Source organism: Hymenobacter qilianensis, assembly GCF_014638675.1.
Classification (GTDB): domain Bacteria; phylum Bacteroidota; class Bacteroidia; order Cytophagales; family Hymenobacteraceae; genus Hymenobacter; species Hymenobacter qilianensis.
In genome coordinates this window covers 1,289,070-1,308,365 of record NZ_BMFN01000001.1, presented here as the reverse complement: position 1 = coordinate 1,308,365, position 19,296 = coordinate 1,289,070, and the positions used below count along the sequence as shown (strand labels likewise).

At 54.8% G+C, this 19,296-nt stretch carries 18 protein-coding genes; 7 read left to right on the top strand and 11 right to left on the bottom strand.

Annotated elements, in window-relative coordinates:
• Positions 1–114 precede the first annotated feature (114 nt).
• From IEW06_RS05580 to IEW06_RS05550, 7 genes are all read right to left on the bottom strand, one after another.
• Positions 115–576 (bottom strand): CHRD domain-containing protein, encoded by a 462-nt coding sequence (locus tag IEW06_RS05580; protein WP_187733534.1) that lies wholly within the window; start codon positions 574–576, stop codon positions 115–117.
• Positions 577–738: 162 nt separating this feature from the next.
• The gene (locus tag IEW06_RS20980) at positions 739–1,221 is read right to left on the bottom strand and encodes a CHRD domain-containing protein (protein ID WP_187733535.1); all 483 of its coding nucleotides are present in this window, start codon (positions 1,219–1,221) and stop codon (positions 739–741) included.
• 69 nt (positions 1,222–1,290) lie between these two features.
• Complete coding sequence (locus IEW06_RS05570) at positions 1,291–1,797, bottom strand: CHRD domain-containing protein (protein ID WP_187733536.1); 507 nt, start codon at positions 1,795–1,797, stop codon at positions 1,291–1,293.
• A gap of 94 nt (positions 1,798–1,891) precedes the next feature.
• Positions 1,892–2,728: a CHRD domain-containing protein gene (locus IEW06_RS05565; protein ID WP_187733537.1), complete on the bottom strand. Its 837-nt coding sequence runs from the start codon at positions 2,726–2,728 to the stop codon at positions 1,892–1,894.
• A gap of 67 nt (positions 2,729–2,795) precedes the next feature.
• A complete protein-coding gene (locus IEW06_RS05560) occupies positions 2,796–3,290 on the bottom strand; it encodes a CHRD domain-containing protein (RefSeq protein ID WP_188547646.1) in 495 nt (164 codons plus the stop codon).
• A gap of 69 nt (positions 3,291–3,359) precedes the next feature.
• A complete protein-coding gene (locus IEW06_RS05555) occupies positions 3,360–4,217 on the bottom strand; it encodes a CHRD domain-containing protein (RefSeq protein WP_188547644.1) in 858 nt (285 codons plus the stop codon).
• A 68-nt stretch (positions 4,218–4,285) separates the two neighbouring features.
• Positions 4,286–4,627 carry a CHRD domain-containing protein gene (locus tag IEW06_RS05550; RefSeq protein WP_187733540.1) on the bottom strand — a complete coding sequence of 114 codons (342 nt, stop codon included), beginning with the start codon at positions 4,625–4,627 and terminating at the stop codon, positions 4,286–4,288.
• A 373-nt stretch (positions 4,628–5,000) separates the two neighbouring features.
• On the opposite strand from IEW06_RS05550, the gene IEW06_RS05545 reads away from it, so the two are divergent.
• Complete coding sequence (locus tag IEW06_RS05545) at positions 5,001–5,363, top strand: hypothetical protein (protein ID WP_187733541.1); 363 nt, start codon at positions 5,001–5,003, stop codon at positions 5,361–5,363.
• Between the two features lie 68 nt (positions 5,364–5,431).
• Here IEW06_RS05545 and IEW06_RS05540 read toward each other — a convergent pair whose 3' ends face one another.
• Together IEW06_RS05540 and radA are read right to left on the bottom strand one after the other, a co-directional pair.
• Complete coding sequence (locus tag IEW06_RS05540; protein ID WP_187733542.1) at positions 5,432–6,910, bottom strand: TlpA family protein disulfide reductase; 1,479 nt, start codon at positions 6,908–6,910, stop codon at positions 5,432–5,434.
• A 313-nt stretch (positions 6,911–7,223) separates the two neighbouring features.
• Entirely contained in the window at positions 7,224–8,609 is a 1,386-nt protein-coding gene (radA, locus tag IEW06_RS05535) for a DNA repair protein RadA (protein WP_187733543.1), read from the bottom strand.
• A 271-nt stretch (positions 8,610–8,880) separates the two neighbouring features.
• On the opposite strand from radA, the gene IEW06_RS05530 reads away from it, so the two are divergent.
• From IEW06_RS05530 to IEW06_RS05515, 4 genes are all read left to right on the top strand, one after another.
• Positions 8,881–10,269 (top strand): sensor histidine kinase, encoded by a 1,389-nt coding sequence (locus IEW06_RS05530; RefSeq protein WP_187733544.1) that lies wholly within the window; start codon positions 8,881–8,883, stop codon positions 10,267–10,269.
• Between the two features lie 147 nt (positions 10,270–10,416).
• Positions 10,417–12,069, top strand: a complete 1,653-nt coding sequence (locus IEW06_RS05525; protein ID WP_187733545.1) for an FAD-dependent oxidoreductase — start codon at positions 10,417–10,419, stop codon at positions 12,067–12,069.
• Positions 12,070–12,188: 119 nt separating this feature from the next.
• Positions 12,189–13,022, top strand: coding sequence for a metallophosphoesterase family protein (locus tag IEW06_RS05520; protein ID WP_187733546.1), 834 nt, complete (start codon positions 12,189–12,191; stop codon positions 13,020–13,022).
• Between the two features lie 2 nt (positions 13,023–13,024).
• A complete protein-coding gene (locus IEW06_RS05515) occupies positions 13,025–13,651 on the top strand; it encodes a hypothetical protein (RefSeq protein WP_188547642.1) in 627 nt (208 codons plus the stop codon).
• Positions 13,652–13,680: 29 nt separating this feature from the next.
• Here the strand turns inward: IEW06_RS05515 and IEW06_RS05510 are convergent, their stop codons facing one another.
• On the bottom strand, positions 13,681–15,057 hold the full coding sequence (locus IEW06_RS05510) for a lysophospholipid acyltransferase family protein (RefSeq protein ID WP_188547640.1): 1,377 nt from the start codon (positions 15,055–15,057) through the stop codon (positions 13,681–13,683).
• Positions 15,058–15,156: 99 nt separating this feature from the next.
• On the opposite strand from IEW06_RS05510, the gene IEW06_RS05505 reads away from it, so the two are divergent.
• Together IEW06_RS05505 and IEW06_RS05500 are read left to right on the top strand one after the other, a co-directional pair.
• A complete protein-coding gene (locus tag IEW06_RS05505) occupies positions 15,157–16,407 on the top strand; it encodes a tetratricopeptide repeat protein (RefSeq protein WP_188547638.1) in 1,251 nt (416 codons plus the stop codon).
• Between the two features lie 288 nt (positions 16,408–16,695).
• Positions 16,696–17,460 (top strand): porin family protein, encoded by a 765-nt coding sequence (locus IEW06_RS05500; RefSeq protein WP_187733551.1) that lies wholly within the window; start codon positions 16,696–16,698, stop codon positions 17,458–17,460.
• Positions 17,461–17,578: 118 nt separating this feature from the next.
• Here the strand turns inward: IEW06_RS05500 and IEW06_RS05495 are convergent, their stop codons facing one another.
• A complete protein-coding gene (locus IEW06_RS05495; RefSeq protein ID WP_188547636.1) occupies positions 17,579–19,030 on the bottom strand; it encodes a phytoene desaturase family protein in 1,452 nt (483 codons plus the stop codon).
• Positions 19,031–19,296: the final 266 nt, after the last annotated feature.

The following is a 19,296-nucleotide window of genomic DNA, read 5'->3' as shown; positions in this document are numbered from 1 at the left end:
AAAGGTCGGCAATGCCTGAACAAAAATGCCCTCTAAAGTTTAGCTAGTACTTACAGGGCATAAAAAAAGCCCCCCACATATCGTGTGGGGGGCTTTTCAAGAAATCAGGCTGCGTTACTTTACCTTAATGTCGCCCCGAATTTCGCCGCCCGGAAAAGCGGGCGTATGTAGGTTCACATAAAAACCGTTATTCAGCAATAAGGCTTCATCGGCTTCAGTGAAAGTAGCCGTTGCTGTAATAGGGGAAGTGAGTTGTGGAAGTGGGTGAACCACTGGACCATTCACACCCGGCATACCGCGATGCAAGTGTCCCGCTTGCGGTGTCAGGCCCGTATACGTTACCGTGTAGGTCAGTACGTTGGTATCCTTGTTATAAACACCCGAGAACGTACCTGTAGCGGCTGAGGGAGTTGGTGGCACCTCTTGACTACCGTTTATCACAGCTGTCAAAACTACATTGGGGTTTGGGGCAGGCTTAACGATTTTACGTAGATCATCCAAGTTTACTTGGTCGCAGGAAGAAAACGCCACCAAGCTAGATGCCAGGAGGAAACCAGAAGTGAGTTTTTTTAGCATTGGTTAGGTAGTAAAGGGTGAGTTATAGAAAAGAAGAAAAGTGGGTCCGCTGAAGCGGAAATCGAATAAGAAAGCACGCTAGCACAACGTACGATAAAGCCCCGCCTCCGGTTCATAACAAGTTGACTTTCTTTTGTTTTCAGAAAAAACACAGAAGTTCCTTTATTGTCTCATGATAGTACCCCGAGTTTGGACAAGAAGTGGAGTAGGCGGCGATTGAAATGATAGCTCTCCATCCACATAAATCTGATTTGACAGGAGCAGAGCCTCATCCGCCTCACTTAAAGTGACCGTGCCTGTAATTGGAAACCGAGGCGAAGACAACGTGTAGATTATGGGCCCGACAACACCTGGTCCACCACGGTGCAGGTGCAATTCTTGAAGCGCATTAGCTCCAATTGCATAAACGTATGCCATGCTATAAGTCAAGACGTTGGTCTGCTGGTTATAAACACCCGTAAAAGACCCTAAGCCTGAAGTTGCAGGAGTCGGCAAAGCTTGAGGACCAGTCACCGTAGCCGACAAGGATATTTCGGGGGTTGGTGGCGCCTTTTTGCGTAGGTCATCTAGGTCGAATTGGTCACAGGCGGAAATAGCGACCAAACTTAAGAAGCATAGAAAACCGGAAGTGAGTTTTTGTAGCATCAGCGAGGAGTATGAAGTAAACATGTATCACCTTTAAGTTGAGGCAATTGAACTGGAATTAAACCAGCTTTACTGCCGCATAATAGTACCCCTGATTTCCCCAGCTTCGGGGAAAATCTGCGCGTGTACATCTACATAAAACTCGTTGTTCAGCAGCAAAGCTTCGTCAGCCTCAGAAAGGGTGACTGTACCTCCAATTGGAGATAGCAGCGAAGGAAAGGAATAAACGATGGGCCCATTTGTTCCCGGCGCGCCCCGGTGCAGGTGGGCTGCTACTACCGGCAGAGCTAAGCTCTCGCTACCAGAGGGAACACGCTCACCTGCATTATAATAGGTGATGGTAGAAACCAATACATTGGTTTGCGGGTCATACAAGCCTGAATAAGCCCCCACAGCCCGCGATGGCAATCGCTCTCCCAGTACTTGGCGGGAATCCATGGAAGACCATAATGCTATCTTGGGTCTAGTCGTAGGCTGCCCATTACCTCGCCAGTCTTCCAGGCCGAACTGGTCGCAGGCGAAAAACGCTACGGAGCTCAATGCCAACAGGCAACAGCCAATAAGTTTATTTAGCATAAGATTGTAGGTGAAGAGTGGGAGATAAAACCAGGAAAGGAGCCTATTGAGGCAGATAAAGGCTTAGTAAGCTGGCAGAACCTATTAGCTCGTTTTAGAGCGGCACGACCGCACCCCTAACCAGCCCATTTGGGAGGGCAGCATTATGGAAAAAATCTACATAAGTGCCACTGGAGAGCAATGCTGCTTCGTCCGCTTCCGGAATGGTTGCCTCGCCCTGGGACAAGAAACCTAAAAGAAAAGGCAGTTCCACGATAATAGGTCCAGTGGTGCCCGGCGTACCCCGGTGTAAATGCACGTCTGCTGGTAACGAAAAGTTTCCTCCAACAGAGTAGTAGGTCAGCACATTGGTGTCCTTGTTATACAAGGCATGGAAAGTAGCTGTTTCAGGGAAAGAAGAGGGCGGCACTACCTGGCTACCGTTTACTTGGGCTGTTAGCGCTATTTCAGGGCCCGGAACAGGAGCAGGTGTGGGCGACTGCCTCACGATAGTACCGCGCGATGTGACAGTGAGCGGGTCCGTCTCACGAATAAGTCGTGCTTCTGCATCTATATATAAGCCACCATTGAGCAGCAGAGCCTCATCGGCCTCAGTTAACGTGATGGTTCCATTCGTGGTCGTAGGCAAGGTATAAGCGATAGGCCCGCCAGTTGCTGGCGTGCCGCGGTGCAGGTGTAGCACATCCCGCTGGATGCTGTAGGGTACAATACCGAATGCCACTGTATAGTCCAACACATTGGTCTGGTGGTTATAAGTGCCCGTAAAAGAGCCGGCGCCGGCGCCACTACCCGTAAGCTTTGCCGATAGAAAAATGTCAGGAGGACTAGGCGGCGCCTTTTTACGCAGGTCATCCAGGTCGAACTGGTCGCAGGCGGAAACTATGCCCAGACTCAGTAGTAAAAGAAAACCGGAAGTGAGTTTTTGTAGCATCAGTGAGGAGTATGACGTGAGCGTTTATCACCTTAGTACAGTATGATTAAGCTAGACCTATATGGCCTTATTGCCGCGTAATTGGTCCACGGGCTTCACCCTGAGGAAAACCCCGAGTGTGCACATCCGCATACATCCCATTGTTGAGCAGTAAGGCCTCATCTTCCTCAGAAAGCGTCACGATAGCGCCGATGGGGAGGGTAAGCGAAGGAAACGAGAAAACGATGGGGCCGTTCGTTCCGGGCGCCCCCCGGTGCAGGTGGACTGCCGTTACTGTTCCATTTATATTACCAGTGCTGACTTCACCGGCCGTATGATAAGTGATAGTTGAGGCTAGTACATTGGTTTGCGGGTCATACAGGCCTGTATAAACCGCAGTAGCCCGCGATGGAGGACCCAATACGACTTTGCGGGCATCCATATTATTGGATACTAATGCTATTTTGGGTCGAGGGGCAGGCTGACCATTACCTCGCCAGTCTTCCAGGCCGAACTGGTCGCAGGCGGAAAACGCTACTATGCTTACTGCCAACAGGCAATAGCCGGTAAGTTTGTTTAGCATAGGTTGGGAAGTGAAGAGTGAGAGACAAAAACGCTTATATCGGCTAGCGGAACCCGTAATCCGGACTTGCTACTGCGGCACCACTGCCCCCCTAGCCTCTCCATTCGGGAACTCAGCTCTATGCACGTCTATATAGGTGCCACCGGAGAGCAATGCCCCTTCATCAGCTTCCGGAATGCTCGCTTCGCCTTGGGGGTAGTAACCACCAGGAAAAGACAATGTCGCTATGATGGGCCCATTCGTGCCCGGCGCGCCCCGGTGCAGATGCACCGCTTCTGATGAAGATGTAAATGATAAATTATTAGTTGTGTAGATTGACCAGTAGGCCAGCACATTGGTGTCCTTATTATAAATTGCATTGATAATGCCCTTACGATCAGAAGAAGTGGGCGGCACTACCTGGCTACCATCTACCCGGGCTGTCAGAGCTACCTGAGGGCCCGGAACGGGAACAGGAGTGGACGGCTGCCTTATAATAGCCCCCCGAGATCGGGTATAGAGCGGATTGCCCACCTCTGCATCCACATACATATTCCCCTCCAGCAGCAGTGCCTCATCAGCCTCGGTTAAGGTGATGGTCCCATTGTGGGAAGGCAAGGTATAGGCAATGGGCCCATTCGTTCCTGGCGCGCCCCGGTGCAGGTGCAACTCATCTTCGGGTATATAAGTAAAAAATATACTGAAGTCTACAACATAAGTCAGAAGGTTAGTCTGCTGGTCATAGGTGGCCGTAAAAGCACCTATGCTCAGGGAGGAATTTGGACGCCTCGGCACTACTTGGTTGTCCGTGAGGGTAGCAGACAGAGATATTTCGGGAGGACTAGGCGGCGCCTTTTTGCGCAGGTCATCCAGGTCGAACTGGTCGCAGGCGGAAACTATGCCCAGACTCAGTAGTAAAAGAAAACCGGAAGTGAGTTTTTGTAGCATCAGTGAGGAGTATGACGTGAGCGTTATCAGCTTGTTATCCGTGCAGCTGGTCTATACCAGAGCCTGCTCTACTGCCGCCTGACAGTCCCTCGAACTTCGCCCTGAGAGAAAAGCCGCGTATGCACATCCACATACATCCCGTTGTTGAGCAGCAACACCTCGTCCTCCTCAGAAAGGGTCACTGTAGCTCCGATGGGGAGTGTGAGCGAAGGAAAGGAGAAAACGATAGGCCCATCCGTTCCTGGCCGCCCCCGGTGCAGGTGGGCCGATAGGTGGGCCGATGTTACAGGCGCCCCCTCTACAGAGTAACCGATAGTAGAAACCAATATATTGGTTTGTGGGTCGTAGAGCCCTGCGTAGGTCCCAAAATCCCGCGATGGAGGCCCATTTACTACTTGGCGAGCGTCCATAGGGGACGTCAAGGCTATTTTGGGTCTTGGGGCAGGTTGCCCATTGCCTCGCCAGTCTTCCAGGCCGAACTGGTCGCAGGCGGAAAACGCTACGGAGCTTAATGCCAAGAGGCAAAAGCCAGTCAGTTTGTTTGGCATAGGTTGGGAAGTGAAGAGTGGGAGATAAGAACCAAGGGAAATAACTGTTGAGATATAAATAGCCTGCGCTACATCATTAATTTGAATGTAAGAAAAAGCTTTGCAATATTTCCACAAGTATTTGAATTTCTGATTGTTGAGTTAGAGCATAAGCCTATTACTGCGGTTTTATACCATCTCTTGGAACCCCACTCTGCCCCTACCGTTAATCATTATCTAACCCTGATCTGCTACTATGAAAATTCCAGTTGAAAAAGGCCAGGAGAAAGGCTTTCTGCCCGATGGCCGCCACGTGGTCGAGATTACCGATATTGAGGAAGGCACCAGCGAGCACCAGAATGTGCCATTCTTCGCGGCGCGTATGGAAAACGAAGACGGCTTCGTAACCCAGCGCTTTTATACATCACCGGCGGCTATGCCCATTCTGCTTTCTCTCTACTCAGCCGTTGGCATTCATGCTGAAGGCGGCAAAGACCTTGACACCAAGCAGTTACTTGGCAAGAAGCTATCCGTTGAGGTAAGCGACCATACTTACGCCGAGCCAGCTTCCGGCGCTGAGCGCACTATTAAGCAAGCAACCGGCTTCCGAGCAGCTTAGCTGCTTTCCGTAAAGCAAAAAAAGCCCCCCAGACTAGTTCTGGGGGGCTTTTTTGCTGTTAAGTCAGCTTACTTCTCGCTTCCGACTGGCAAAGCGCTGGTATAAGTGGAGGCCTTGCCGAAAGACTCTTTTATTTCGTCGATGGCCGCGTGGCTGCTCAGGCGCTTAGGCTTGGTATTGAGGAAAGAGCCATCTTCTGCTAGCAGAAAATACGAAGGAACTTCCTGCAAGGCGTAGGCCCTAGCCAGCGCTGAGCGCAAGCCGCCCGCAGCCCGCACATGTACGCCCGGCAGCTTCTTGCTCACCACCAGCTGCTTCCAGGCAGGATCATTCTCATCGAGGGCAATGTTGAGAAACACGATGTTTTTGCCTTCGAATTTCTTCGCTAAATCCTGAGCATACGGCAGGTCGCGCAAGCTCAGACCGCTGGTTGTGCGCCAGAAGTTCAGGTAGACCAGCTTGCCAGCAAAATCGCGCAACGATACTGTGTCGCCCTTCACCGTCACGAGCTTGAAATCGGGGGCCGGGGCACCAATAGCAAAGGCCTTATGGCTTTCGAAATCGCGCTGCAACAGCGGGTAAAACTCATTTTTAGGATCTACACTGCGAAAGTCAGCCAGCATGGCCGCCGACTGCTTCACGTGCCCAAACCGAAACGACTCCTGCAGAATACGGCCCATAATTAAGGGTTTTACCGGACCCGTCAGCTGCTTTTTAGCCAGATCATAGCACACCCAGTAAAAGTCGGGGTCGGAGCGGTGATGATTGGCAGCTACCGCAGTGTAATGGATGTAGTTCAGCAAAAACTCCTGATGCTGCTCGCTCTGGGCCGCACTGGGGTTGTTGATAAGCTTGGCATCGTTGAGGAAGCTGTAGTACTCAGGCGACATTTTCAAACGACCTTCGGTGGCTACAACCTGCTCGCGGAGGTCTTGAAAAGTGAGACGGTCGTTGGCGTAGCTATAGTCAATCTCGGCCTGGGCGTAAGCTTTGAAAGCGGCCGATACCTGATTGTCTTCCGCATAGCCATCCAAAAATTTTTGTTCGGCCTTGCGACGATAATCTAAGAAGGACAGGAAACCGGGCTCGTAAAGCATGATGTTATCGGGCAGCACCTGAAAGCCGTCGTTCTCAATGAACTGCTCATCCAGTTCAACCAGATAGCTGCTAGCTGCGGAGCCAGGCCCTTTAAACTTAATGCTGGACGCTAGGTCATTGCTTTTGAAGCGCACTTCAATTGCGTTGCCCGGCTCCAGAAACAGGTCGGCTACGTCATCGCCGTACACCAAGTCGGCGCGGGTGGGTCCGGGCACCGCCACGGCCAGCCGAAACTCCCCTTTGCTATCGAGGCGCGCGTACGTGATATGTTCCTTAGGGTCAAGCGGATGCTCACGAAAAGAAACGGCAATTGTATCGGTCTTGTAATTGCTCACCTTACCGGTCAGCACAACGGTGCCCTGCGCCCGACCTACGGCGGGTGCCAACAGCGCAACGGTCAGCAGACCAATGAGAAAACGAAAAGGCGATTTTTTTGAAGCAGAATTCATGCAGTAGGCAATCGACAGCACGGAGAATCCGTGGTGAATACTTAGCTAAATACTAATGTCTGACTGAATGGATCAATTCAGTATATTCTCGGGATAAGACAATTCTTAACCCGAAGATAAGGCATAAAAACCTATAAAATCCAATATCGTAGTTTACTTTTTCGTAACGTCTTATCAGGCTACCAGTTGAAATTTAGGAAGCTAGGCTGCGTAAAAGCTCTCATAACCACTGTAAAGGGGGCAAAAAGGTATTTTACCGGAGTAGCTGAAGCTATTATATATGCGTTACCAGCTATAAACATGCCTAAATTTTTTACCCAAACAGGCCTGTTAACACTTCGTCGAGCCTCCCAACCGGGTGTACACGAATACCAAAGCGTCCCAGGTCTAAACCTCGAGCGTTAAACTGCGAAATGTACATTTCCTGAAAGCCAAGCTTTTCTGACTCTGACAAACGCTGATCGAGGCGACTTACGGCCCGTATTTCGCCACTCAATCCAACCTCGGCCGCTAGGCAGGTTTCGCCGCTGAGTGGAATGTCGTTGAGCGAGGAAACAACGGCTGCACACACGGCCAGATCAAGGGCTGGATCTTCGAGGCGCAGGCCGCCGGCAATGTTTAGAAAGACATCGTGCTGCCCCAGACGCAAGCCGCTACGCTTTTCGAGAACAGCCAGCAGCATCTGTAGTCGCTTGGAGTCGAAACCGGTGCTGCTGCGCTGGGGTGTGCCGTAGGTGGCGGGGCTCACCAGGGCTTGCACCTCTACCAGCAAAGGCCGGTTTCCCTCCAGCGTCGCTCCGATGGCAATACCACTGAGGGTTTCGGTGCGCTGACTCAGCAGGATTTCTGAGGGGTTGGATACCTGGCGCAAACCAGCTCCCTGCATCTCGTAAATACCCAGCTCAGAAGTAGAGCCGAAGCGGTTTTTGATGGTGCGCAGAATCCTGTAGCTCAGGTGCCGGTCGCCCTCAAACTGAAGCACCGTGTCCACCATATGCTCCAGAATCTTGGGTCCGGCAATAGAGCCGTCTTTGGTGATATGGCCGATGAGTAGCACGGGCACGCCCGTTTCCTTGGCATACTTGAGCAGCTCGGCTGTGCACTCGCGCACTTGCGACACCGAGCCGGCTCCCGATTCTACCAAGCCGGATTGCAGGGTCTGGATAGAATCGACCACCACCACGTTGGGCTGCAACTGGTCGATCTGGCGGAAGATATTTTGGGTGTTGGTTTCGGTGAGAATGTAGCAGCCGGGATGCTGGTCGCCGAGGCGCTCCGCCCGCATTTTGATTTGCTGCTCGCTTTCCTCCCCCGAGATATAGAGCACCTTGAGCTGACGTAAGCTCATGGCAATCTGCAACATAAGCGTGCTTTTGCCAATGCCAGGCTCGCCGCCAATGAGGACCAGAGAGCCGGGCACAAGGCCGCCACCCAATACGCGGTTTAGCTCCCCATCGTGGGTGTCGATGCGGGCTTCTTCCTCGTAGTGAATCTCGCCGATAGGCCGGGGCTTAGCGCTGGTTTTGGCGGCGGGCGAAGCCGTAGGTGGCTTCCAGGAGCCGGTAGACTGGTTATTTTCTTTTTCGACTACTTCCTCCACGTAGGTGTTCCACTCCCCGCACGACGGGCAGCGGCCAATCCACTTGGCTGACTGAGCACCGCACTTTTGACAGAAATAAAGGGTCTTGATTTTGGCCATGAATCGGGTCGGATGAACGTATAGAATGCTCAGCAGGAAGGAAAAGTTTGGCAAGATCGAGATTTGCCGGGGCTCACCGGTTCTGGCTGGCAGCAGCGGTGATTATTAGTAGCGCTAGCTCAGCTGAAATTGAATTTAACTTACCTTGCTATGAGGCTTTAAGCCATTGCCTTGTGCAAAAAGCCCCCCGACTCGCTACAGTTGAGTTTCTCAAACCCAAGCTGCTTGTAGCTTGTTATGTAGCGATTTACTATCCCTTACTTATTATATAATGGCTAGCCTTGCTCCTACTGATCTGTCCGTTATTCCTGCCTTTGCCGATTTGCCCCCCGAAACCATCGACTGGCTAATGGATCATGGTGAGCGGCGCGAGTATGCAGCCGAGGAAGTTATTTTTAAACCCGGCGACCCAGCCGAGTACATGATGGCTTTGCTCCAGGGTGAGCTACAATTTTTCGCGGTGCGCAATGGAAATCGCGAGCCTATTTTTCGGGTGAGTGCGGGGCAAGTGAGTGGCGTGCTGCCGTATTCGCGGCTGCGCGTTGTGAATGGCTATAGTATTGCAACAATGCCTACCGCTGTGTTTGTACTGCACCGAGATCTATTTCCGGAGCTGGAGCGAACGAGTCCGGAGCTAACCCAGCGTTTAGTGGCTTTGATGAGTGACCGCGCCCGTGATGAAGCCCGTGGGCAGGAGCGCGACGACAAGCTGCGCGCTTTGGGTAAACTGTCGGCGGGGTTGGCACATGAGCTAAATAATCCGGCCGCCGCCATTGCCCGCGCCTCGCAAGCCTTGCAGGAGCTGACCCTGGCCAAACCCGCGCAGCTTCTGGACTTACTTCAGCATTGCCCCAATCCCGAGGCGCTAAAAGCATTGACGCTGCTAGCCACCGAGATAATCGCCAAAGAGAAGCCTATGTCGGCACTGGAGTGCGCTGACTATGAGGATGATTTGGCTGATTGGCTCGAAGATCAAGGCGTGGCTGATGGCTACCGCCTCGCGGCCGGTCTGCTAGAGGCTGGAGTGACGAAGGACATACTTGCCCCCGTAGCTGCCGACTTACCCAAGGCGGCGCTGCCGGCTGCTTTTGCCTGGCTGGAAGGCCAGCTTACCACCCAGCGCCTTATCCGGGATGTGCAGGAAGCCGGCAGCCGGATCAGCACCTTGGTGGCCAGCGTAAAAACCTACTCCCACATGGACCGCGCCACCGACCGCGCACCTTTGGACGTGCACAACGGTCTGGAAAGCACCTTTACCATGCTGGGCCATCAGCTACGCGCCAAAAAGATCCGGCTAACGCGCGATTTTGCCCCCCAACTTCCATTGGTGCGCGGCCAAGTCAGCAGCCTGAACCAAGTGTGGACGAACCTGCTCGATAATGCCATTGACGCCGTGGCCACCGGAGGAGAGATTACCGTGCGCACGCACTTGCAAAGCGGCTTTGTGCGCGTCGCCATCATCGATAATGGCACGGGCATCGCGCCCGATGTGCTGAATCATATTTTTGAGCCTTTCTTCACCACCAAAGAAGCGGGCGCGGGCTCTGGCCTGGGTCTCGATATTGCGCAGCGTATTGTGCGCAGCCACAACGGACGCTTGGAGGTAAACTCCGTTCCCGGCCGCACCGAGTTTAGCGTGTGGCTTCCCGCGCTTACATAAGGCTGGGGGGCTTTTTCTGACAGGTCTGAGAGTAGTTGAAGTAAAAAAGCCCCCCAGCACGTCTGTACCTTTGAATTCTCTGCATGACTGTCTATTAGCATGACGTTTACTAATTAGCCTATACCCTACTAAGCACCAATTACCATTATGAAAAAGCCTGTTCTCCTTGTTGTGGATGATGATCCGCAGGTGCTCAGCGCCATCGACCGGGATTTGCGCAGTGAGTTTCGCCGCGATTATCGGGTGCTGCGGGCCAGCTCGGGGCCGGAGGCTTTGGAAATCCTGAAGGAGTTGGATACGCGCGCCGAGCCGCTAGCACTGCTCCTGGCCGATCAGCGCATGCCCGAAATGGAAGGCGTGGAACTGCTGGAAAAAGCCCGGGCAATTTTCCCGGATGCTAAGCGGGTGTTGCTTACGGCCTACGCCGATACCGAGGCCGCCATTCGGGCCATCAACAATGCTCACCTCGACTACTATCTCCTGAAACCCTGGGACCCACCGCAGGAGCTGCTTTACCCCACGCTACGCGACTTGCTGGCCGCTTGGCAAGCGCATTATAAGCCCCGCTTCCAAGGGCTTAGGCTTATCGGGTTTCAATGGTCGCCGGTTTCGCATGAGTTGAAAGACTTTCTGGCGGGCTATATGGTAGCTTATCAATGGCTGGATTTTGAAACGAACCCTGAGGCGGCTACTCTTTTGCAAAGCACCGGCCTCACGCCCGCCGATTTGCCTGTGGTTGTGTTTGAGGATGGCTCTGCGCTGGCCCGGCCTGAGCGGGCGGCGGTGGCTCTCAAAATAGGGTTGTCGCAGAAGGCTTCCGCCGAGCTTTATGATGTGGTCGTGATTGGAGCCGGGCCTTCGGGGCTGGCGGCGGCGGTGTACGGCGCCTCAGAAGGACTCAAAACGCTGGTTATTGAGCGCGGCGCGCCCGGCGGACAAGCCGGCAGCAGCTCGCGCATCGAAAATTATCTTGGTTTTCCCACGGGCCTGAGCGGCGCCGAGCTGGCTCACCGGGCCTGGGCGCAAGCCATCCGGCTGGGGGCCGAATTATTAGCCCCCCAGGAAGTCACAAACCTCTGTCTGCAAGACGAGTACAAGGTATTGACCCTGGCCGATGGCAGCGAAGTGCGCACCCGCGCGCTCGTGCTGGCCACCGGCGTAAGCTACCGCACCCTGAATGTGCCCGGCGAGCATCACCTGAGCGGGGCCGGCGTGTACTACGGCGCGGCCCGCACCGAGGCCCGCTCCTGCGACCAGCAGGACGTGTACATTGTGGGCGGCGGCAACTCAGCCGGGCAAGCAGCCATGTACTTAGCTAGTTACGCCCGCCGCGTGTTTATCCTGATTCGGGGCGAGTCGTTGGCGGCGTCTATGTCGGCGTATCTGATTGACCAGATTGGGCAAACGGAAAACATTGAGATTCTGCCTTTCGCCGAGGTGAAGGAGGTACGCGGAAAGGACCATCTGGAGGAAGTGGTTATTGTAAACCGAGGGCAGGAAGAGGTGCGGCCGGCGCGGGCCATGTTCGTTTTTATTGGGGCAAAACCGAGCACCGAGTGGGTACAGGACATTATTCTCTGCGATAAGCGCGGCTTTATGCTTACGGGTCGCGACTTAGTGACGGACCCACGCTTTGCGGCGGCTTGGAAGCGCAATCGCGAGCCGTATCTGCTCGAAACATGCGTACCGGGCATCTTCGCCGCCGGCGACAATCGGGTGGGCGCTATGGCGCGCGTGGCGTCGGCTGTGGGTGAAGGATCGATGGCGATTAAGTTTGTGCACGAATACCTGGATGAGTAGCAATGGCAAGTGTTGGCTGTTGTGTAAGACGGTCAGGCTGAGCTTGTCGAAGCCTGACCGCCCATATGAGTTGACTGCCTACTATTCCAAAGCGCTATATTCTACAACCCATTGAATTAATGATCTTTACCTTAATATCCCTTATTCGGCAGGCGGCGCTTCTGACGGTGGCTACACTGCTGCTTACGGGCTGCGAGCTATTTGAATTCAGCCCCAACGACGTACGCGCCCCTGCCGCCGACCGCGACCTGACGGCCAAAAACCTGGCGCGCCTGCAAGCTCAGCCCAAGCCCACCGGCGGCGACACGCTGCGCTTTGTGTTTACCGGCGATTCTCAGCGTTTCTATGAGGAGATCGGGCCGCTGGTGGAAAGCGTAAATCGTCAGCGCGGCATCTCGGCGCTGGTTGTGGCCGGCGACATTGCCGACTTTGGCCTACGCCGCGAGATGCAGTGGGTGAATGACCGCCTGCGCCATTTGAAGGTGCCTTACCTGACCGTCATCGGCAACCACGACCAGGTAGCCAACGGCCGGCAGGCGTACCAGGAAATATTTGGCCCCCTGAACTACACGTTTACTTACGACCGCACCCGCTTTATCCTCATCGACACCAACAGCCGCGAGTACGGCTTCAATGGAAAAGTGCCCGATGTAGGCTGGCTACAGCAGCAACTAGCTGATACCGTGGGCATACGTCGCCAGATTGTGCTTTGCCACGTGCCGCCCAGCAACGAAGATTTCGACCCTGCATTGGTGAAACCCTTTACCGAAGCGCTGGCAAAAGCCCCCCGCTTGCTGTTTCACCTCAATGGCCATGCCCACAGCTTCAGCATCAGCGAGCCGTACGCGGATGGCGTGACCTACATCAACTCCTTTGCCTTTGAGAAGCGCCAATACGTGATTCTGACCGTGTGGGGCGCCGATCAGTTTAAGCTTGAGAAAGTCGCCTTTTAGCTATGCGTGTTTTTCTACTTCTGGGGGGCTTTTTCGGCTTGCTGCTATCCACGTTGCCAGCCTCGGCCCAAATAACTGATTCGGCGTCAACTACTTCGGGGCGGCGCTGGTATGTACCGAAGCACGCTGTGCTGCAAGCGGCTGGCGGCATCGGCATGGTGAGCGGGGGCGTAGGCTATAGCGTATTTCGCCAGCGCCTCGACGTAGATGTGCTGGCCGGCTACGTGCCCCAACGCTACGCGGGCACCAAGGCCTTGGGCATTTTCACCCTCAAAACGACTTACACACCCTACACCATTCCCCTGCGGAACGCTGCGTGGTGCCTGCACCCATTCTCGTTTGGTGGCCTGGTGAACTACACCCCTTCGCGCACCCTGAACCGCTCCCGCGACGAGAAGTACTACGATGGCTACTACTGGTGGTCATCTACCATTCGCTTCGGAGCCTTTGTGGGCGGGCGCGTCGCGCGTGGGCTGAAGCCGGCTGGCAGTGGTCAGCCCCGAATGGTGTCATTGTATTATGAACTGGGTACTAATGACTTGTATGTCGTTAGCAAAGCCACCAATCTGTCGGGGTTGAAAGTGACGGATATTCTGACTCTGGGTGTGGGGGGCAAATTCACGTTTTAGGCGCCTGTAGCGCGAACTTTTAGTTCGCGCTACAGCTCATTACCAGCCAGATAAGCGGCCCGTGCGTCGGCGAGCAGGCGCATAATACTGGCGCGCTGACGCAACAGCTTTTCTACTGCCGGGCGCTGCTGCCGAAACAGCCGCAGCATGCGCAAGCGCTGGAGGCGGTCTTGGAGGTTATTCCAATAATACAAAGCGTAAAAGCCGGTAATCGGCAAGCTCAGGGCGTAGAGCGTGGTCAGGCGCCAGTTCTGCGCAAAGTAGTGCACGAGGGCAATCTGGGCGGCGTAGGCCAGGCTGAAAGTAAGCATACCAGTCACCATCAGAATAGGAGCCACAAACTCAACTTCCTTGGTGGCGCGCTGGGCTACCAGCGACGGAACCCGGTAGGGCAAGTAGTTATTCACGACGCCATACACATACACGGGGAAGCCCAGCGCCAGCCGTAGCGCCGTTTTTGCCCCCCGCAGCCACCGCTCGCCTTTGTTGCCCGACTCCAGCGACTCGTCGGTCAGGCGCAGGGCCCGCAGCTCGCGCAGGTATTCACTCAGCTTCTCCCGTACTTCCTGCAAGCGGGCAGGATCATGTTTTTCGAAGTAGATAATGGCTTCCGACAAGTTGCGACTAAGCTCGAAGTTGTCGTAAAGGGTTTCTTCGTCGTTGGGAGCGAGGTGTTCGCCGAAGGTGCGCTCCACTTGCTGCACCAGCTCGTCTTCGGCCGCGTCGCGGGTTATAACCAGGTTTTCCTCCAGCCGCCGCCGAATTTCCTCGGTCAACTCGTCCGCCGCCGCGATGGGATCCTGGGCGTACAGGGCCGCATAATCGGATACTTGAATGGGCAGAGCCACATTGAGCAGCACATCGGAGCGAAACCGGCTGGGGTCGAAATAATTAATGCCCACCGGCAAAATCTGCACCTCACGCCTGAAGTCGTGGCGCGCTGCGGCGCCCAGGGCAATGCGGGCGGCGCCGGTTTTGAGCGGACGCAGGCGGCGCTCGGTTACGCTGGTGCCTTCCGGAAAAATCATGATGGTGCCGCCCTGGTCGAGGTAATCGTAGCTGCGGCCGAACGTGGCTTCGTTGCGCTGGGCCAGCTCGGCCGGACTTACGTGGGCGACCGACTCGCCCTCCGCATCCTGGCGGCGGTAAATAGGAATGGAGTTGGTCTGAGCCATCAGCCATTTCATAAATGGCCCCTTGAAGAAGGTGCTTTTGGCCAAAAAAGCCACTGAGTCGCGCCGGTTAGCGGCTACTACCAGCGGGTCCATGAGCGTATTCGGGTGATTGGCGGCAATGATAAGCGGCCCCGGAGTTTGCAGCCGTTTGCGGTGGGGCACTTCAATTCGACGGAAGAAAACGCGCAGCCCTAGTTGAATCAGGGGCTTGAGTAAGGCGTACGACAGCATAAACGGGAACAGTAAAACGTTAGCGAAAGTCAGGATTATTTCTCAACCCGGTATCTTCGGCAAGGCTTTGCTGCCGCATTCATTTTTCCTGCTCTATTCATGCGTTTCGTCTTCTCGTTTTTTCTCGCTTTCCTGCTGACCCTGACTGCCGCTTCGGCCCAGACGGACAAAGCCGAATTAGCCGCCCTAAAGCAAGCTAATGACCTAGTAGCTCAGCGCAAATACAACTCGGCATTTGCGCTGCTCCAGCAGTTTGACCGCCAAAACACCCGACCGGCAATAGTGATGCGCAAACAGGAAATTGCCCTCTCCTACCACATTACCACCCGTGAGTATGAGACATTTTCAATGAAGGATCTGGCCTTGGTGGAAACGCTGGAGCAAATGCGCGCCCAGCGCTCCTATGACTCGGCTTATCGGTTTCCCATCGAGACGGCCTTGCTGAATTTGAAGCGGCGCAACCCCACCAATTACAAGCTTGACAAAGCCCTGGGCGACTATTATTACAGCGCCCAGCAGTGCGATTGTGCCGAGAAGGCGAAGGGCGAGGACCGGCTTTTTGCCCTCATGGTCCGGCATTATGAGGTGGCTCACCTGCGCGGCTACGGCGATTATCTTTCTTATTATGCCTTGGGCTATGCTCATGAGCGCCTCGGCAACTTTGCCCAGTCCGTGGCACCTTTCCGGCGCTCTATTCAGTTAAAGAAGGATTTTCCGGACGCTCACTACCACTTTGCTTACTCGCTGCTTGAGCTCAAGCAGCTGGAAAAGTCGCGGGATGAGGTGCGCATCGCCCTCAATTTGTATAAGGATGAGCAGTTCAAGTCCGACGCCGCCTACATGCTGGCCGATATTGAGGAGCAAATAAAACGCAAGGCTGAAGGCCGCCCCATCAAGACTTCGGCCCGCTCGAAGCCCCGTACCCCTGATGCCTCCACCGACCCGGAGCCCATTAACCCCACCGAGCTGGCGACGGTAAAACCCAAGCTGCTGGCTGCACTCAAAGGCAACAACAAGCCGGAGATTGTGCGGCTCACCAATCAGCTTTACCAATTGGCGCCCAAAGATGAAAGCACTTACCGCGAGCTGCTCGACCTGTATGTAGCTAATAATCAGGCACCCGACCTGATAACCTTTCTCACGGAGCAGGCGGCGGTACCCAATCAGGAGCCGCTGGCGCAAGGCTACCAGCGCTTATACCTGGGGCATCTGTACCTCGACCAGAAAAATGCCCCCCAGGCGCACAATCAGCTGGTGCTGGCTCGGCAGTTTTTGGTGCAGGCCCTGCCCGCCAACAACCCGACTTTTGCCGTGATTGATCAGTTGCTTCAATCCACGCCGCAGGAATAGGCTGGGGGGCAAATTGTCGGCCTGGTTTGAGTTGGCAGCATACGTAAACTCAGCAGACTTAAATCACTTTAAAAGTAATTTTTGGGACCAGTCCAAGAAGTATAGAGGAGATTGCATGTGCTTATTCTAATTTTTAATTGACTATAAATCAGAATATTACAGCCACAACTACCGCATAACGCAGTGATTGGCACGGTTTTGCAATAATACCTTGCAACGCTCAGCTATTCCGCAGTGCACATAGCGAATAGCAGCGTTTCTTTTCTCCTTCTCTACTACTTCCTGGATATGAAAAATCTGCGTCTTTGCGGTCGCCTGGCCGCGCTTGCTCTTCTCCTTTCTACTGGCTTTGGTGTTCAGGCCCAGGTTCGGCAACCGTATAATGCTCCGTTGGCGCCTCGTCCGAAGCAATATTCCACCACCACTTCTATTGCTCCGCCTAGCCGGGGTGTGCAGTTTGGCCTCCGGGCGGGCGTCAATGTCGCCGATTGGTCGGGTGATGCCGTGCAAAGCGTGCTTGACGTGGCTGAGTTGACCAATGGCGCCGTGACCCGCGAAATGAAGCCCGGCTTTCACGCTGGCTTGTTTGCCACTCTGCCCCTGGGCTCTCACTTCGCTATTGAGCCCGGCCTGATCTATTCCGAAAAAGGCACCCAGCTCGCGGGCCGTGTTCCTTTCGAGCAGTTTGACTTTCTGAACACCCGCGTAACGGCCACCGCCCGCATGGCTTATATTGATGTGCCGGTGCTGGCGAAGGCTTACCTCACGCGCGGCCTCTACATCTATGCCGGCCCGCAGGCGTCTTATCTGGTGAGCAACAAAGTACGGGTAGAAGCGGGGGCCTTGGGTTTCTCCGCTTTCAAGCAAGATTTCGACGTGCGCAACCAGTTTCGTGAGCTGGACTTCGGCGTGGTTGGCGGCCTGGGCTACCAGTTCGACAGCGGCTTGGGCCTGAGCGCCGGCTACGACTACGGCCTTTCGTCCTTAGATAAAAACGACCGTTTCGACGCGCAGAACCGCGTGATCAAAGCTTCAGTAAACTTTTCTTTCTAGTTTCGCGCCCTATTCTTTCAACAACCAATAAAAAGCCCCCCGGATATTCCGGGGGGCTTTTTTGGGGCTAACAGGACCCGTGTCAGAGGCCGAATTAAGGCGAAATGCGCCTTGTGCTTTAAGTGGCAAGTAAGGGCTCCGGCTGGCGCTTGAATATATCCTGCAAGGCCTGCCGGGCGGCGTGGTGCCCACACATGCCATGCACTCCCCCGCCGGGAGGCGTTGAGGAAGAGCAGATGTAGAGGCCCTTCGCCGAGGTACGATAGGGAGAAGCGCGCAACGCCGGACGGGTAAACAGCTGCGTTACATCCAGGATGCCACCGTTGATGTCGCCACCAACTAAATTGCTGTTAAACGCTTCTAGCTCGCTTGTATTGAAAGTATGGCGGGCCAGTATCCGGTCGCGGAAGCCGGGAGCGAATCGTTCTACCTGATTTTCAATAGCCGTGGTCATGTCAACGCGTGAGCCGTTGGGCACGTGGCAATAGGCCCACGCGGTATGCTTGCCCGCCGGCGCCCTAGTCGGGTCGAAGAGGCTTTGCTGGGCCAAAAGCACAAAGGGCCGGTCGGGGTGCTTGCCTTCGCTGGTTTGCTGCTCAGAGGCAAGTATTTCTTCCAATGAGTTGCCCAGATGTATGGTGCCAGCCTGCCGGCATTCCGGCGCCGTGAACGGTATCGGCCCATCCAAGGCCCAATCGACTTTAAATACGCCCATACCGTAGCGGTAGCGCTCTAGTTGCCAGCGGTAGAGCGACGAGAAGGTATGGCCCGCAATCTTGAGCAACTGCCGCGGCGTGACGTCGAAAAGTACAGCGTGGGTGGAGGGCAGTTGACTGAGGGAGCTAACGGGAGCATTTGTTTCGATTTTGCCCCCCAGCGACACGAAATAAGAAGCCAGCGCCCGCGCTATAACTTGGGCGCCGCCCTCCGGTAGCGGCCACCCGCGCACATGGCCCATAGCCATCAGTACCAACCCGATGGCCGAGGTAGTGACATTGGTAAGGGGCTGAATGGCGTGAGCGGCCATACCAGCCCACAATCCTCGCGCTTCCAGTGTCTGAAACCGTTTGGCCAGCATCGTAGCCGAGGTAACGGCATCGAGGCCGAAGCGGGCCATAGCCAGCGGATGCTTCGGGATGCGCAACGGGCCCAGAATAGCGGGCGCCAACACTGGCCAGTCGCGCACAATAGGCTGGATCAGTTGCCGGTAAGCCTTTTCGTCGGGACCCAATCGGTGCGCCGTATCGGCTAAGGAAGCGACCAGGGTGGCAGCCCGACCTGTATCGAAGGGGTGAGCGGCGGCTACCGGCGGCGTGAGGAAGTTCAGGCCATGTTCGGCCAGGGGAAGGGTTTTGAAAAACGGTGACTCTGCCGCCAGCGGGTGAATGGCTGATCCGATGTCGTGTACAAAGCCAGGCAGCGTAAGCTCTGCCGAGCGCAATCCTCCTCCAATAGCGTCTTTGGCTTCCAGTATCAAAACGGATAGGCCGGCTTGCTGGAGCGTAATAGCTGCCGCCAGCCCATTCGGCCCGGAGCCGACAACGACGGCATCAAAATCTCGCTTATCCACTAGAAATGACTTTTATAGAGTAAGTATCGACTAAACTAGGCCGCGCCTGAAAGGTAACGAACCGTTAACAATCCAAAAGGCGGTCATGCAGAACGCAGTGAAGCATCTCGCGTGCGGTCGTTGATTACTAACTCAACATCAGCATGCGAGATGCTTCGCTACCGCTCTGCATGACCGCCAGACATGTATGACGCTCTTACGGAAAACTTACAGCTTTGCTACTCTCCTCTTAAAAGGAATTATCACAACCTCGCTCCTTTAGTTGG